This window comes from Phenylobacterium sp. (genome assembly GCF_016793225.1).
GTDB lineage: Bacteria > Pseudomonadota > Alphaproteobacteria > Caulobacterales > Caulobacteraceae > Phenylobacterium.
In genome coordinates, this window is sequence record NZ_JAEUMN010000034.1 from 1 (window position 1) to 13,213 (window position 13,213).

Sequence of the window (13,213 nt, forward strand, 5' to 3'; positions counted from 1 at the left end):
AGCCGGGGGCGAGCCGTGCGGCGACGGGGGTTTGCCTGAGGCGCGGAGTCTATGGGTCCCGGTTTTCGCCTGCGGCGAAACCGGGATGACAGGAGTAGGTCTGCGTTCTTGCGGCTGTCATCCCGGCCGGACCCGGCGCAGCCGGGGGAGAGCCGGGACCCATACGCGCCTGTGGTCGGGGGTGGGGTGGCGGCGGTGGCGGCTGGGGGTTTGCCGGAAGCGCGGAGTCTATGGGTCCCGGTTTTCGCTGCGCGAAACCGGGATGACAGGTTTGAATCAGCATTCTTTCGGCTGTCGTCCCGGCCGGACCCGGCGGAGCCGGTGGAGAGCCGGGATCCATACGCGCCGGTGGTCGGGGGTGGGGCGCGGCGGTGGCGGCGGGGGGGTTGCCGGAAGCGCGGAGTCTATGGGTCCCGGTTTTCGCTGCGCGAAACCGGGATGACAAAGGGGGGGGGGAACTCAGACGTCTTTCGGCTCGGCGTCAGGTGAAGTCGAAGCGGACCTGGGAGCGGCCGAAGTCGAGGGCGACCTGTTCGAACTGCTGAAGCAGGTCCATGCCGATGACGAGCGCGGGGCTGTCCTGGAGGTCCCAGATCCGGAAGACGTGCATGTCGGCGCAGGTGACCTGGACGTTGCCCAGGTGCAGGCCGCCCAGCCGCAGGAAGGGCAGGAACAGCGACTCGCCGGTGAAGCTCTCGCCCGCGAGGGTCTCCATCCGCACCAGCTGGGGCGCCGCCACACGGCCCCGGCGGCGCTCCTGCTCGAGCAGCAGGTCGCGCAGCCTGCTGTTGCAGAGGCTGCCCTGGGCGCCGGAATCGATGATGGCGCTGATGCGTTTGCCGGACAGGTCGGCGTCGACGATGGTCAGCTGGCCCTTGCGGCGCCGCGCGGGGACCACGACCACCTTGCCCGGCTCGCTCTCGTCGTGGCGGGAGCGGGTGATCTCCATCCGCTGGCCCTTGAGGTCGAGGACGAGACGCTGGCCCTTCAGCCAGTCGACGCCCAGCACGCCGTCGACGTCGGCGCCCTTGATCGGCAGCGCCGGGGCCCGGACGTTGCGGCGGTTGCGCGGGCCGACCTGGAGGTGATCCAGGGTGACGATCGGACGGTCGCGGACCCCCACCACCGTGTGGACCGGGGCCGAGCCGCCGGCCTTCAGCGCCAGCTTCTCCATCAGCCGGTTCGAGACGCAGCTGATGTTGGCGCCGGTGTCGAGGACGAAGCTGAACGGGCCCTGGCCGTTGATGCTGACGGGCGCGAGGATGTGCTCGTTGCGGCTCTCGCGGGTGGCGAGCTCGGTGGGCGGAGCGTCCTCTTCCGGGTGCTCGGTCTGCGGGGTCTGGGCCAAGGCGCGGCCGGCCGGCAGCGCGGCGGCCGCCATGAGCCCCAGAGCGGCGCTGCGACGGGTCGCCTCCATGCGCGGTCTCCTCCCGGACAGGTGAGCGCCAGCGTAGCACCGTTCGCCCACCGCCGCCATTTGGTTGCGGCGGCGGGGGGTCTTGCGGCGAAACCGGGATGACAGGGGTGGGTCAGCATCCTTTCGGCTGTCATCCCGGCCGGACCCGGCGCAGCCGGGGAGAGCCGGGACCCATACGCGCCTGTGGTTGGGCGGGGGGTGCGGCGGTGGCGGCTGGGGGGTTTGCCGGAAGCGCGGAGTCTATGGGTCCCGGTCTTGGGCTGCGCCCAAACCGGGATGACAGCTACGTTTCCGAAAGGGATCTCTGGGAGAGTGGGGGGATGATGCGTCGTTTTCTTGCCGCCCTTCTGATCGCGTTCAGCGCCGGCGTGGCGCAGGCCGCCGATGCGCCGAAGAAGGGGGATGAGAAGGGCGATGTCGGGCAGTACGTCGAACTGCAGCCCGTGGGCCTGCCGATCGTCTCCAACGGGCGGCTGGTGAACTATGTGTTCGTCTATGTCCGCATCAACCTGACCAGCTCGGCGAACGTGGCGAAGCTGCGCGAGAAGGAGCCGTTCTTCCGCGACGCGCTGGTCCGCGCGGGGCATCGCACCCCCTTCAGCCACCCCAAGGACCTCAGCCAGGTGGACGTTCCGCGGCTGACCGCCGCCATGACCCGCAGCGCCGCGGCGATCGCGGGGCCGGGGCAGATCCGCAACGTCGTGGTGACCTCGCAGGCCCCGCGCCGCAGGATGGCGACGCCGCACGCCTGAGGCTTCCCCAGCGCCCCGGTTGCGCCGGCTTGTGAAACCCGAGTAGTTTCCGCCGTCTTTCGGGGCGCGATCCTCGCGTACCCGAGCTTGGGGAAACACTAGGGACGGGATCGATTCGGGCGGGACCGGCGGTTGCCGGACGTCCGAAGTCCCCCTCCGCGCAATCGCAAAGGGGTGCGCTACTCATGAGTTTTATGCTGACGCTGGCGATCGTCGCCGGGGTTGCGGCCGTCCTGTACGGCGTGCTCCAGACGATGTCGCTGATGCGCTCCTCTCCGGGCAACGCCCGGATGCAGGAGATCGCCGCCGCCATCCAGGAGGGGGCGCAGGCCTACCTCCGGAAGCAGTACACGGCCATCGCCATCGTGGGCGTGGTCATCCTCGTGGCCCTGTTCGCGCTGCTCGGGCCGTTGCCGGCCGTGGGCTTCCTGATCGGCGCCGTGCTGTCGGGGCTCGCGGGCTTCGCGGGCATGCTGATCTCGGTCCGCGCCAACGTGCGGACGGCGCAGGCGGCCTCCGAGGGGCTGGCCAAGGGCCTGTCGCTCGCGTTCCGCTCGGGCGCCATCACCGGCATGCTGGTGGCCGGCTTCGCCCTGCTGGGCGTGGCGGGCTACTACTACGTGCTGACCGGCCCGATGGCGCTGGCCCTCACCAGCCGCGAGGTCGTGGACAGCCTGGTCGCCCTGGGCTTCGGGGCGTCGCTGATCTCCATCTTCGCCCGTCTGGGCGGCGGCATCTTCACCAAGGGCGCCGACGTGGGCGGCGACATGGTGGGCAAGGTCGAGGCCGGCATCCCCGAGGATGACCCGCGCAACGCCGCCACCATCGCCGACAACGTGGGCGACAACGTCGGCGACTGCGCCGGCATGGCCGCCGACCTGTTCGAGACCTACGCGGTGACCACCGTCGCCACCATGGTGCTGGCGGCGATCTTCTTCCGCGACCTGCCCGACATGGTGGGCGCGATGATGCTGCTGCCGCTGGGCATCTGCGGCGTCTGCATCTTCACCTCGATCATCGGCACCTTCGGCGTGCGCCTGGGCAAGTCCCAGAACATCATGGGCGCGCTGTACCAGGGCCTGATCCTGACCGGCGTGCTGTCGATCCCGGCCATCTGGTGGGTGGTGAACACCCTCGTCACCGGCACCGTCACCGTGGGCGACAAGACCTTCGGGGCGAACGAGCTGTTCTACTGCGGCGTCGCGGGCCTGGTGGTCACGGCGCTGATCGTGGTGATCACCGAGTACTACACCGGCACGGGCTTCCGGCCGGTGAAGTCGGTGGCCAAGGCCTCGGTCTCGGGTCACGGCACCAACGTGATCCAGGGCCTGGCCATGAGCCTGGAGTCGACCGCGGCCCCGGCGCTGGTGATCATCGCCGGCATCATCGTGACCTACGGCCTGGCGGGCCTGTTCGGCATCGCCATCGCCACCACGGCCATGCTGTCGCTGGCGGGCGTGATCGTCGCCCTGGACGCCTTCGGCCCCGTCACCGACAACGCCGGCGGCATCGCCGAGATGAGCGGCCTGCCGCCGGAGGTCCGCGTGACCACCGACGCGCTGGACGCCGTGGGCAACACCACCAAGGCCGTGACCAAGGGCTACGCCATCGGTTCGGCCGGCCTGGGCGCCCTGGTGCTCTTCGCCGCCTACACCGAGGACCTGAAGTACTTCTCGGCCAATGCGACGCCGGGCTCGTTCTTCGAGGGCATGGGCGCGGTGGCCTTCGACCTGTCGAACCCCTACGTGGTGGTCGGCCTGCTGTTCGGCGGCCTGCTGCCGTTCCTGTTCGGCGGCATGTCGATGACCGCCGTGGGCCGCGCCGCCGAGAGCGTCGTGGAGGAGGTCCGCCGGCAGTTCAAGGAGAACCCCGGGATCATGACGGGCGAGGTGAAGCCCGAGTACGGCCGCGCCGTCTCGATCCTCACCGGCGCGGCGATCCGGGAGATGATCGTCCCGTCGCTGCTGCCCGTGGCCTCGCCGGTCGTGCTGTTCTTCGTGATCAACGCGATCGCCGGCAAGGTGAACGGCTTCGCCGCCCTGGGCGCCATGCTGATGGGCGTGATCGTCACCGGCCTCTTCGTCGCGGTCTCCATGACCAGCGGCGGCGGCGCCTGGGACAACGCCAAGAAGCTGATCGAGGAAGGCCACCACGGCGGCAAGGGCTCCGAGGCCCACAAGGCCGCGGTGACCGGCGACACGGTCGGCGACCCCTACAAGGACACGGCGGGCCCCGCCGTGAACCCGATGATCAAGATCACCAACATCGTGGCCCTGCTGCTGCTGGCGATCCTGGCCCACGGCGCGATGGGCTAACGCCCGCCGGCCAAGGCCGAACATGCGAACGCCCCGGAGAGCGATCTCCGGGGCGTTCTGCTTGGCGGGGCATGGCGGGCCGCACCCTCTCAGCTGTCATCCCGGTTTCGCGAAGCGAAGACCGGGATCCATATGCGCGGGTGGTCGGGCGGGAGGGTGCGGTGGTGGGTTTGCCTGAAGCGCGGAGTCTATGGGTCCCGGTTTTCGCCTGGCGGCGAAACCGGGATGACAGGGGGTGGATGGCTCGGCAGCCGCCGCAGTCGGTGTTCTGCGACCACGAATGAACACGAAGCACACGAATGGTCCGTCGGGCACGACGGCTCGGACTCGCGTCGGGCAGGGCGCGTTCGGGTGGTTCCCCTCCGCCCCGACACCCTCACAGCTGTCATCCCGGTTTCGCGAAGCGAAGACCGGGACCCATACGCGCGGGTGGTCGGGCGGGAGGGCGCGGCGGTGGGTTTGCCTGAAGGGCGGAGTCTATGGGTCCCGGTCTTGGGCTGCGCCCAAACCGGGATGACAGGAGCGTGCGTGGGTTACGCCTCGCGGCGAACCGGATGACCGTCAGCGGCGGTCGCCGGGGCGGCTGCCGGGGACGCCTTCGTCGTCCTGCGGGAGCAGGCCGCCGCGGCCGACGCTGCCGAGGAGCTGCTCGAGGACGGTCATCTCGCGGCCGCGCGTGGGCGTCTCGCGGTTGTTGAATGCGATCACCTTGCCGTCCTTGAGGGTGTAGACGTTGACCGTCTCCACGAGCTCGGTGTCCTTGTTGAAGGCGATGGCGGTGACGTTGCGGGCCGTGACCCGGGGCCGCTGGAAGGCCACGCGCTCCTTGATCTGGTTCACGTAGAACCAGACGTTCGGGTCGAAGGTCGACTGCACCGACGGCGAGCCGAGCTTGGCGCGGACGGTGGACTTGGTGTCCGTGCCGATCTTCACGTCCTTCGGGTCGGAATCGATCGCCTGGAAGCCGGAGTAGCTGGTGATCGGGGAGCACGCGCTGACGCCGGCCGCCACGAGGGCGACGGCGGCGAGGGCGGCGCCGATGCGGGGAAGATGGGCGGCGTGGCGGGTCATCGGACTCGTTTTCTGATCGGCCGAAGCGGCAAGAGGCTTTGACCTATCGCCCGGCGGTCCCTAGTTCAATGCCGCCTTTAGACCCACCTCTGGGGCGAAATCGAGGCTCGCCATGCTCAAGGCCCTGTTCAAGCCCCGCGCGACGGTCGCCGCCGGCCGCGCGCTGTACGCCGCGACGGTGGCCCAGGCGCGGACGCCGGGGCTCTACGCGGCGCTGGGCGCGCCGGATACGCCGGAGGGCCGTTTCGAGGTCTACAGCTTCCACGTCTACCTGGTGCTGGCGCGGCTGAAGGGCGAGGGGCCGCAGGCGGCGGATACGGCCCAGGCGCTGTTCGACACCTACGTGAGCGCCCTGGACAATTCGCTGCGCGAGATGGGCGTGGGCGACCTGTCGGTGGGCAAGAAGATGCGCAAGCTGGGCGAGGCGTTCTACGGGCGCGTGAACTCGTTCGAGAAGGCGCTGGCGGCGCTGCCCGACCGGACCGAGCTGGAGGCGCTGCTGGGGCGCACGGTCTATGCCGGGGCCGACGAGGGCCGCGCCGCGGCGCTGGCGGACTATGTGGTCGGCCAGCGGGACGCGCTGGCGGCGCAGCCCCTGGACGAGCTGCTGGCCGGGCGGGTCGCGTGGGGGCCGGCGTGAGCTGGTCGCGCATCGTGAAGCTGCACGAGGCGGGCCGCGGCCCGGTGCGGCTGTCGCTGGAGCCGGACGAGGCGCAGCGCGCCGCGCTGGCGCGGCAGCTGGGGCTGGTGAGCCTGCCGAGCCTGGCGGCGCAGGTGACCGTGAAGCCGTGGCTGGACGGGGTCGAGGTGACCGGCCGGTTCGACGCCGTGGTCGAGCAGGTCTGCGGCGTGTCGCTGGACGCCTTCGAACAGCCGGTGGCCGGCGAGATCGACCTGCGCGCGGTGCCGGCGGGCAGCCCGAACGCGGCGGCGCCCGAGGGCGGCGAGCTGGAGCTGGATCCCGACGCGCCGGACGCCCCCGACATCCTGGACGGCGACGCGGTGGACGTGGCGGCGATCGTCGTCGAGCACCTGGCGCTGGAGCTGGACCCGTTCCCGCGCAAGCCGGGCGCGACCTTCGAGTACCAGGCGCCGCCCGAGGAAACCTCGCCCTTCGCGGCGCTGAAGGCGTTGAAGGACCGCAAGGGGTAGGGGGCCGGCTCAAGCCTGGGCCGACGAACCCAGACCTCCGGCCATCCCGGCGAATGCCGGGATCCAGATTGCGAGCGCCAGAGGCGAGGCCGAGCCGCCCCAGGGGCCCACGCCCCCGCTCGGAGCCATTCGATCTGGGTCCCGGCATTCGCCGGGACGGTCGGGAGTGGACCGGGAAAGTGCGAGAACATAAGTAGAATTATGTTCTACACCTATATGCTCGCCAGCCGCCGCAACGGTACGCTCTACGTGGGCTCGACCGACGGGCTGCAACGTCGGATGTGGGAGCATCGCGCCAAGGTCAGGCCGGGCTTCACGGCGCGGTACGGCGTCACGCTGCTGGTGTGGTTCGAGCGGCACGAGACTCGCGCCGGCGCGGTCCAGCGAGAGCGGCGCATCAAGGCGTGGCGTCGGTCCTGGAAGATCATGCTGATCGAAGCGGACAACCCCACTTGGCGGGACCTCTGCGGCGAGGAGTTTCCCGAGCCAGACGTGGCGGCCTGGTTGGCGGGCCTGCCTCACGATCGGCGTGCGTGAGCGAGGCGCCCGGGGTCCATCCGTCCGGCCCCGTTTCCGTTCTGCAAACCGGCGGGCTATGGTCGCCGGCGATTCCGCGCGTTGAGGGACGAGCGCTGACCCAGCCACTGGTGATTTCGATCGACGCCATGGGCGGCGACCATGGGCCGTCCGTGGTGATCCCCGCGTGCGCGCAGGCGCTCGCGGCCCTGCCGGCCGGCGCGCGCCTGTTGATCCACGGGGACGAGGCCGCGCTGCGGGCCGAGGCCCAGCGGGCGAAGCTGCCGCTCGACCGGGTGGAGTTCCGGCACGCCGAGAAGGTGATCGCCATGGACGAGAAGCCCGCCCAGGCCATGCGCCGGGGCAAGGGCTCGTCGATTTGGAACGCGGTGGAGGCGATCCGCGAGGGCCAGGCCGTGGCGGCGGTGTCGGCGGGCAACACCGGCGCGCTGATGGCCATCTCGAAGCTGATCCTGCGGATGAGCGCCGACCTGGACCGGCCCGCCCTGGTGGCGTCGATCCCGCACGCGAAGGGCGTGACGACCTTCCTGGACGTGGGCGCCAACGTCGACTGCGACGCCGGGCGGCTGGTGGAGTTCGCCATCATGGGCGAGGCCTACCACCGGGCGGCCCACGGCGTGGCCCGGCCCAGCGTGGGCCTGCTGAACGTGGGCTCGGAGGAGATGAAGGGCCACGAGGAGGTGCGCGAGGCCCACCGCATCCTGCGCGAGGGCGCCATCGACCTTGAGTACAAGGGCTTCGTCGAGGGCGACGACATCACCAAGGACTCGGTGGACGTGGTGGTCACCGACGGCTTCACCGGCAACGTTGCCCTGAAGGCCATGGAGGGCGCCGCGCGCTTCATGTACGCCGAGCTGCGCGAGGCCCTGACCCGCGATCTCTTCGCCAGCCTGGGGGCGATGCTGGCGCGGCCCTCGCTGATGACGTTCCGCGACAAGATCAGCCCGCCGCCGGCCGCGCCGCTGCTGGGCCTGAACGGCCTGGTGCTCAAGTGCCACGGCTCGGCGGAGACGCGCGACTTCGCCAAGGCGGTGAAGGCCGCGGCCGATCTGGCGCAAAGCGGGTTTGCCTCCGAGATCGAACGGAATATGAGGCGGCTTCCCGCTGCGCTCGCCGACGCGGGACCCGCAGCCGCGGACGGAGCCGCCTGAATTGCCCAAAGTCGTGCGTAGCGTCGTCACCGGGGTCGGCGGATTCCTGCCGGACCGGATCGTGACGAACGAGGACCTGTCCAAGGTGGTGGACACGTCCGACGAATGGATCCGCGAGCGGACCGGAATCCGCCAGCGCCGGCAGGCCGACGACGGCACGCCGGTGTCGGACCTGGCGGTGGAGGCCGCGCGCCGCGCGCTGGCCGCGGCGGGGCGTACGCCGGCGGACGTGGACATGATCGTGGTGGCCACCACCACCCCGGACCTGACCTTCCCCGCCACGGCGACGATCGTGCAGCGCAAGCTGGGATGTCCCGTGGGCGTGGCCTTCGACGTGCAGGCCGTCTGCTCGGGCTTCGTCTACGCGCTGTCGGTGGCCGACGGCTTCGTGGCGCGCAACCGCAGCAAGGTGGCCCTGGTCATCGGCGCCGAGACCATGACGCGGCTGATGGACTGGACCGACCGAGGCACCTGCGTGCTGTTCGGCGACGGCGCCGGCGCCGTGGTGCTGGAGCCGCAGGAAGGCGAGGGGACCACCGCCGACCGCGGCCTGCTGGGCTTCGCGCTCCGCGCCGACGGGACGAAGCAGGACCTGCTCTACGTGGACGGCGGGGTCTCGACCAACCGGCAGACCGGCTACCTGCGCATGCAGGGCAACCAGGTGTTCCGCCATGCGGTCGTGAACATCTCGGAAGCCGTGGTGGCCGCCGCCGCGGACGCGGGCATCGACGTGCCCAGCGTGGACTGGTTCATCCCGCACCAGGCCAACCAGCGCATCCTGGAGGGCGTCGCCCGCCGGCTGGGCATCGACGAGACCAAGGTCATCTCGACCGTGGCCGAACACGCCAACACCTCGGCCGCCTCGATTCCGCTTGCACTGGACGAGGGGCTGAACGACGGTCGCATCAAGCCCGGGCAACTGCTGCTGCTCGAGGCCATGGGCGGCGGACTGACCTGGGGCGCCTGCGTTCTTCGCCTTTGAGTCCGCTTGCGCTTATGCTGTAAAGTGTGACTTGAAGTCTCTGTGCCGATAGGACAATCAAGCGCAATGAACGACGTGGCTGCGGGGACCCGAGCGATCATGAAAGGGGCGACGGTGACGCGGGCCGACCTCTGCGAGGCGGTCCATGAGCAGGTCGGCCTGACGCGCCAGGACTGCTCCGAGCTCGTGGAGCGGGTGCTGGAGCTGATGTGCGTGGCCCTGGAGAAGGGCGAGCAGGTCAAGCTCAGCGGCTTCGGCGTCTTCCAGGTGCGCGCCAAGCGGGCGCGCATGGGGCGCAATCCCAAGACCGGCGAGCCTGCCGCGATCGACCCGCGCCGCGTGATCGGGTTCCGCGCGAGCCAGGTGATGAAGGCCCGTGTCGACCGCGCGCTGTCCCGATGAGGACGCCGCGGTGAGGACCGCGTAGCCGCGGTGGCCAAGGGGCCCGACGCCTTCCGGACGATCTCCGAAGCGGCGGATGAACTCAACGTGCCCCAGCACGTGCTCCGGTTCTGGGAGACGCGGTTCAGCTTCATCAAGCCCATGAAGCGCGCCGGCGGGCGCCGGTTCTACCGCCCCTCGGACATCGCCGTGCTGCGCGGCGTGCGGCGGCTGCTGCACGACGAGGGCTACACCATCAAGGGCGTCCAGAAGCTTCAGCGCGAGCAGGGCGTGAAGCGGCTGGCGGCGATCGGCGAGGGCGAGGCGGCGGCGCGGGGCGCCGAAGCGGTCGCGCCGGCGGCCAGCCGGGGGCCGGTGACGCGGGACACCAGCGGGCTCGTGGAGGCCCTGCGCGACCTGGAGACCATCAAGGCGCGGCTGGACGGCCTGCTGCGCAAGTAGGCGCGGAACCGGTCCTTATCCCCTGATCGAATGCCGGAGGCCGGCGGCCAGGCGCGACATGCCGCGGTCCACCGCCTCGGGGTCCCCGCCGAAGCCGATCCGGAGATGGCCGGGCGCGCCGAAGTACTCGCCGGGGGCGACCAGCACGTCGAAGTCGTCGAGCAGGCGGCGCGCGAGCGCGCGGGTGTCGGACACGCCCGGGACCTCGGGAAAGTACATGCAGCCGTGCGGCGGCAGCTCGCCGGCCAGCAGGCCTTCGGCGACGAGGGGCGCCGCGTGGCCGGCGACCACGGGCCGGGTGGCCTGCAGGATCCCCCGCCAGTGCGCCTCGAACGGCGCGGGCCGCTCCAGGACGTGGGCCGCCACGGCGTGGGACAGCTTCGAGACCCCCATGTCCCCGTCCGGAGCCGCGCACCGGATGCGCGCGAGGAGCCCGGCGTCCGCCGCCATCCAGCCGAACTTGAGGGCGAAGAGGCCGAACACCTTGGTCAGGCTCGAGACGGTGACGATGTTGGCGGCGAGGCTGGCGGCCGGCGGCGGCGCGTTCGCGAAGTCGGCGTAGACCTCGTCGACGATCAGGACGCCGCCGACCGTCTCCACGAGACGGGCGGCCGCGGCGATGGCCTCGGGGGGCATCCAGGCGCCCGATGGATTGTGCAGGTTGGTGAGGATCACCACCCGCGTGCGGGGCGTCAGGCGGGCGGCGAGGTCGTCGAGGTCCAGCGCGTAGTCCGGCCCGCCGCGGCGGATGAAGCCCACGGACGCGCCGGCCTCGGCCGCCAGGCGCGCGAGGAGATCGAAGCCGGGGGTCTCGACCAGGACGTCATCATCCTTGGCGACGAGCGCCCGCAAGGCCAGGGCGAGGGCGCCGGTCGCACCCGTGGTGGGCAGGACCTGGTCGGGGCCCAGCCCGTAGCGGCGTGCGACCGCGTCGATGGCGAAGCGGTTGCCGTCCGCGAAGACGCTGACGTAGCGCGACGTGACGCCTGAGCCGAAGGCTTCGCGCACGGTGCGGACGAGGAGCTCGGTCGGCTCGGCGATGGTGCTCTCGAAGAGCAGGGACACTTCGGGCCGCGTCGCCTTGACCCGCATCGTTCCCCGGACCCAGTCCGCGTAGCGGGCCGCATCGAACAGGGCGTCGCCGCCTTCCGCCTGCTCCCTGGCGGCGCCTGTCGAACGGCCTGACGTCACGAAAAACCCCCGCCCACCGCACGACACGCCCGCGGCCGCCTGTCAGCTTACCCGCGGCGGGTGGAGTTTCTTTGCGATTTGCCCCCGAAGCGGCCAGCCGACGGGGGGCGCTATTCGTGGGCCTGTTCGTCCGCGCATAAGTCATGCTCGGCTGTCGATCGCGGCAGGCGCCTGCCGTCGCGGTCGCCGCGGCGACGGCGCACAACGAAAGGAAAATCCGGGCGGTCGCCGCTAGGCTTCGCCGGGAGCTTCGGGGAAGGCGGATGGAGAGACATGGGATGCGTGCGGCCGCGCTGAGCCTGCTGGCGATCATGGCGGCCATGGCGGCGGGCGGCGCCCAGGCCGCGGACGCTCCGGCGCCGCGGGTGGCGGTGACCCGGCACGAGGGCGTCTTCAACGGCCAGGCGCTGCGCTACACGGCCACGGTGGCCGAGACGGTGCTCGCCGACGCGCAGGGCCGGCCGGCCGCCATGGCCACCACGATCGCCTACGTCCGCGACGGCGTGAAGGACCGCGCCCGGCGGCCGGTGATGTTCCTGTTCAACGGCGGGCCGGGGGCCTCATCGTCGCCCCTGCACATGAGCGCGCTGGGGCCCTACAGGCGTACGCCCGCGCCGCCTGGAGATCGCAGCGGAGGCGGCTGGGTCGCCAATGCGCACAGCCCGCTGGACGCCGTGGACCTGGTGTTCGTCGACCCGGTCGGCACGGGGTTCTCGCGGCCGCTGCCCGGCGTGGACGGCAAGCCGTTCTACTCGACCTCGGGCGACGCCCAGGCGGTGAAGACCGTGATCCAGGCCTGGCTGAAGGCGCACGGGCGCGAGGGTTCGCCGCGGTTCCTCGCGGGCGAGAGCTATGGGACGACCCGGGCGGCCGCCATCGTCGGGATGTCGAAGGACCTGCCGTTCGACGGCGTGCTGCTGATCGCGCTGGCCGGCGAGGTTCCGGGTCGCGAGATGCCGTACGTCGTGGCGTTGCCGACCATGGCGGCGGGGGCCTGGCATCACCAGAAGATCGACCGGGCCGGGCGGACGGTGGACCAGGTGTTCGCCGAGGCCGTGCAGTTCGCCAGGACGGAGTACGTGACCGCCCTCATCCAGGGCGGAAGCCTGCCGGCGGCGGAGAAGCGCCGGATCGCGGAGAGGATGTCGGCGCTGGTGGGGCTGCCGGCCGCGCTGATCGAGGAAAAGAACCTGCGGCTGTCCAAGAACGACTGGATGTTCAACATCCTGAAGGACCGTGCGCTGCGGACCGGCCTGCTGGACGTGACGGTGACCGCGCCGCTGGAGCCCGGGCAGGACGGGGCGATCGACGACCCGGCGCTGGGGGTCGTGCCGAAGCGGGCGGCGGGCGCGCCGGCTGGCCCGCCGCCCAGCCCGGAGGCCATCGGCCCGGTGCCGTCGCCCGTGGTGGGGCGCTACCTGACCGAGGTGCTGAAGTACCCGGCGACGGAGCCGTACTACGGCGTGAACTTCTCGGTGAACGCCGCCTGGATCCACGAGCGGCGCAGCAATCCCTACGAGGCGCTGGGGGCGGCGATGCAGGCCAATCCGGGGCTGCGGCTGTTCTGGGCGGCCGGCTACTACGACCTGACGACGCCGGCCTACGCCGGGCGCTACGTGCTGGACCAGGCCGGGGTTCCCGCCGGTCAGTTGACGGCGGCCTACTTCGCCGGGCCGCACGGGGTGTACGACGGGGACGCCAACCTCGCGCGCTTCAACGCGGCGGTGCGGGACTTCGTGACGAAGCGCTGAGGAGTTGGCTGGCGCGGCCGCGCCAGAACGAAGGAACCGCGAACCACACGA

The 13,213-nt window shown here is 71.2% G+C and carries 13 protein-coding genes; 10 read left to right on the top strand and 3 right to left on the bottom strand.

Features of this window, described 5'->3' with window-relative positions:
* Positions 1-481 precede the first annotated feature (481 nt).
* Complete coding sequence (locus JNK30_RS03545; RefSeq protein WP_293480243.1) at positions 482-1,417, bottom strand: retroviral-like aspartic protease family protein; 936 nt, start codon at positions 1,415-1,417, stop codon at positions 482-484.
* 320 nt (positions 1,418-1,737) lie between these two features.
* Between JNK30_RS03545 and JNK30_RS03550 the strand changes: the two genes are divergently transcribed.
* The gene (locus JNK30_RS03550; protein WP_293480245.1) at positions 1,738-2,169 is read left to right on the top strand and encodes a hypothetical protein; all 432 of its coding nucleotides are present in this window, start codon (positions 1,738-1,740) and stop codon (positions 2,167-2,169) included.
* A 185-nt stretch (positions 2,170-2,354) separates the two neighbouring features.
* The gene (locus JNK30_RS03555) at positions 2,355-4,484 is read left to right on the top strand and encodes a sodium-translocating pyrophosphatase (protein ID WP_293480247.1); all 2,130 of its coding nucleotides are present in this window, start codon (positions 2,355-2,357) and stop codon (positions 4,482-4,484) included.
* Positions 4,485-5,045: 561 nt separating this feature from the next.
* Here the strand turns inward: JNK30_RS03555 and JNK30_RS03560 are convergent.
* Positions 5,046-5,555 (bottom strand): outer membrane protein assembly factor BamE, encoded by a 510-nt coding sequence (locus JNK30_RS03560; protein WP_293480248.1) that lies wholly within the window; start codon positions 5,553-5,555, stop codon positions 5,046-5,048.
* A 112-nt stretch (positions 5,556-5,667) separates the two neighbouring features.
* Here JNK30_RS03560 and JNK30_RS03565 point away from each other — a divergent pair, with 112 nt between their 5' ends.
* From JNK30_RS03565 to JNK30_RS03595, 7 genes are all read left to right on the top strand, one after another.
* Entirely contained in the window at positions 5,668-6,195 is a 528-nt protein-coding gene (locus tag JNK30_RS03565) for a ubiquinol-cytochrome C chaperone family protein (protein ID WP_293480250.1), read from the top strand.
* Complete coding sequence (locus JNK30_RS03570; protein WP_293480252.1) at positions 6,192-6,707, top strand: DUF177 domain-containing protein; 516 nt, start codon at positions 6,192-6,194, stop codon at positions 6,705-6,707. The genes JNK30_RS03565 and JNK30_RS03570 overlap by 4 nt, the downstream gene beginning before the upstream one ends.
* A 201-nt stretch (positions 6,708-6,908) precedes the next feature.
* Complete coding sequence (locus tag JNK30_RS03575) at positions 6,909-7,244, top strand: GIY-YIG nuclease family protein (RefSeq protein ID WP_367118728.1); 336 nt, start codon at positions 6,909-6,911, stop codon at positions 7,242-7,244.
* A gap of 95 nt (positions 7,245-7,339) precedes the next feature.
* Complete coding sequence (plsX, locus tag JNK30_RS03580) at positions 7,340-8,395, top strand: phosphate acyltransferase PlsX (protein ID WP_293480297.1); 1,056 nt, start codon at positions 7,340-7,342, stop codon at positions 8,393-8,395.
* A 1-nt stretch (position 8,396) separates the two neighbouring features.
* Complete coding sequence (locus tag JNK30_RS03585; protein ID WP_293480254.1) at positions 8,397-9,377, top strand: beta-ketoacyl-ACP synthase III; 981 nt, start codon at positions 8,397-8,399, stop codon at positions 9,375-9,377.
* A gap of 99 nt (positions 9,378-9,476) precedes the next feature.
* A complete protein-coding gene (locus JNK30_RS03590; protein WP_293364679.1) occupies positions 9,477-9,779 on the top strand; it encodes an integration host factor subunit alpha in 303 nt (100 codons plus the stop codon).
* A gap of 30 nt (positions 9,780-9,809) precedes the next feature.
* Positions 9,810-10,220 (top strand): MerR family transcriptional regulator, encoded by a 411-nt coding sequence (locus JNK30_RS03595; RefSeq protein WP_293480256.1) that lies wholly within the window; start codon positions 9,810-9,812, stop codon positions 10,218-10,220.
* 15 nt (positions 10,221-10,235) lie between these two features.
* Here JNK30_RS03595 and JNK30_RS03600 read toward each other — a convergent pair whose 3' ends face one another.
* Complete coding sequence (locus JNK30_RS03600; protein WP_293480258.1) at positions 10,236-11,411, bottom strand: pyridoxal phosphate-dependent aminotransferase; 1,176 nt, start codon at positions 11,409-11,411, stop codon at positions 10,236-10,238.
* A 278-nt stretch (positions 11,412-11,689) separates the two neighbouring features.
* On the opposite strand from JNK30_RS03600, the gene JNK30_RS03605 reads away from it, so the two are divergent.
* Complete coding sequence (locus JNK30_RS03605; protein ID WP_293480260.1) at positions 11,690-13,162, top strand: peptidase S10; 1,473 nt, start codon at positions 11,690-11,692, stop codon at positions 13,160-13,162.
* The last annotated feature ends 51 nt before the right edge of the window (positions 13,163-13,213 follow it).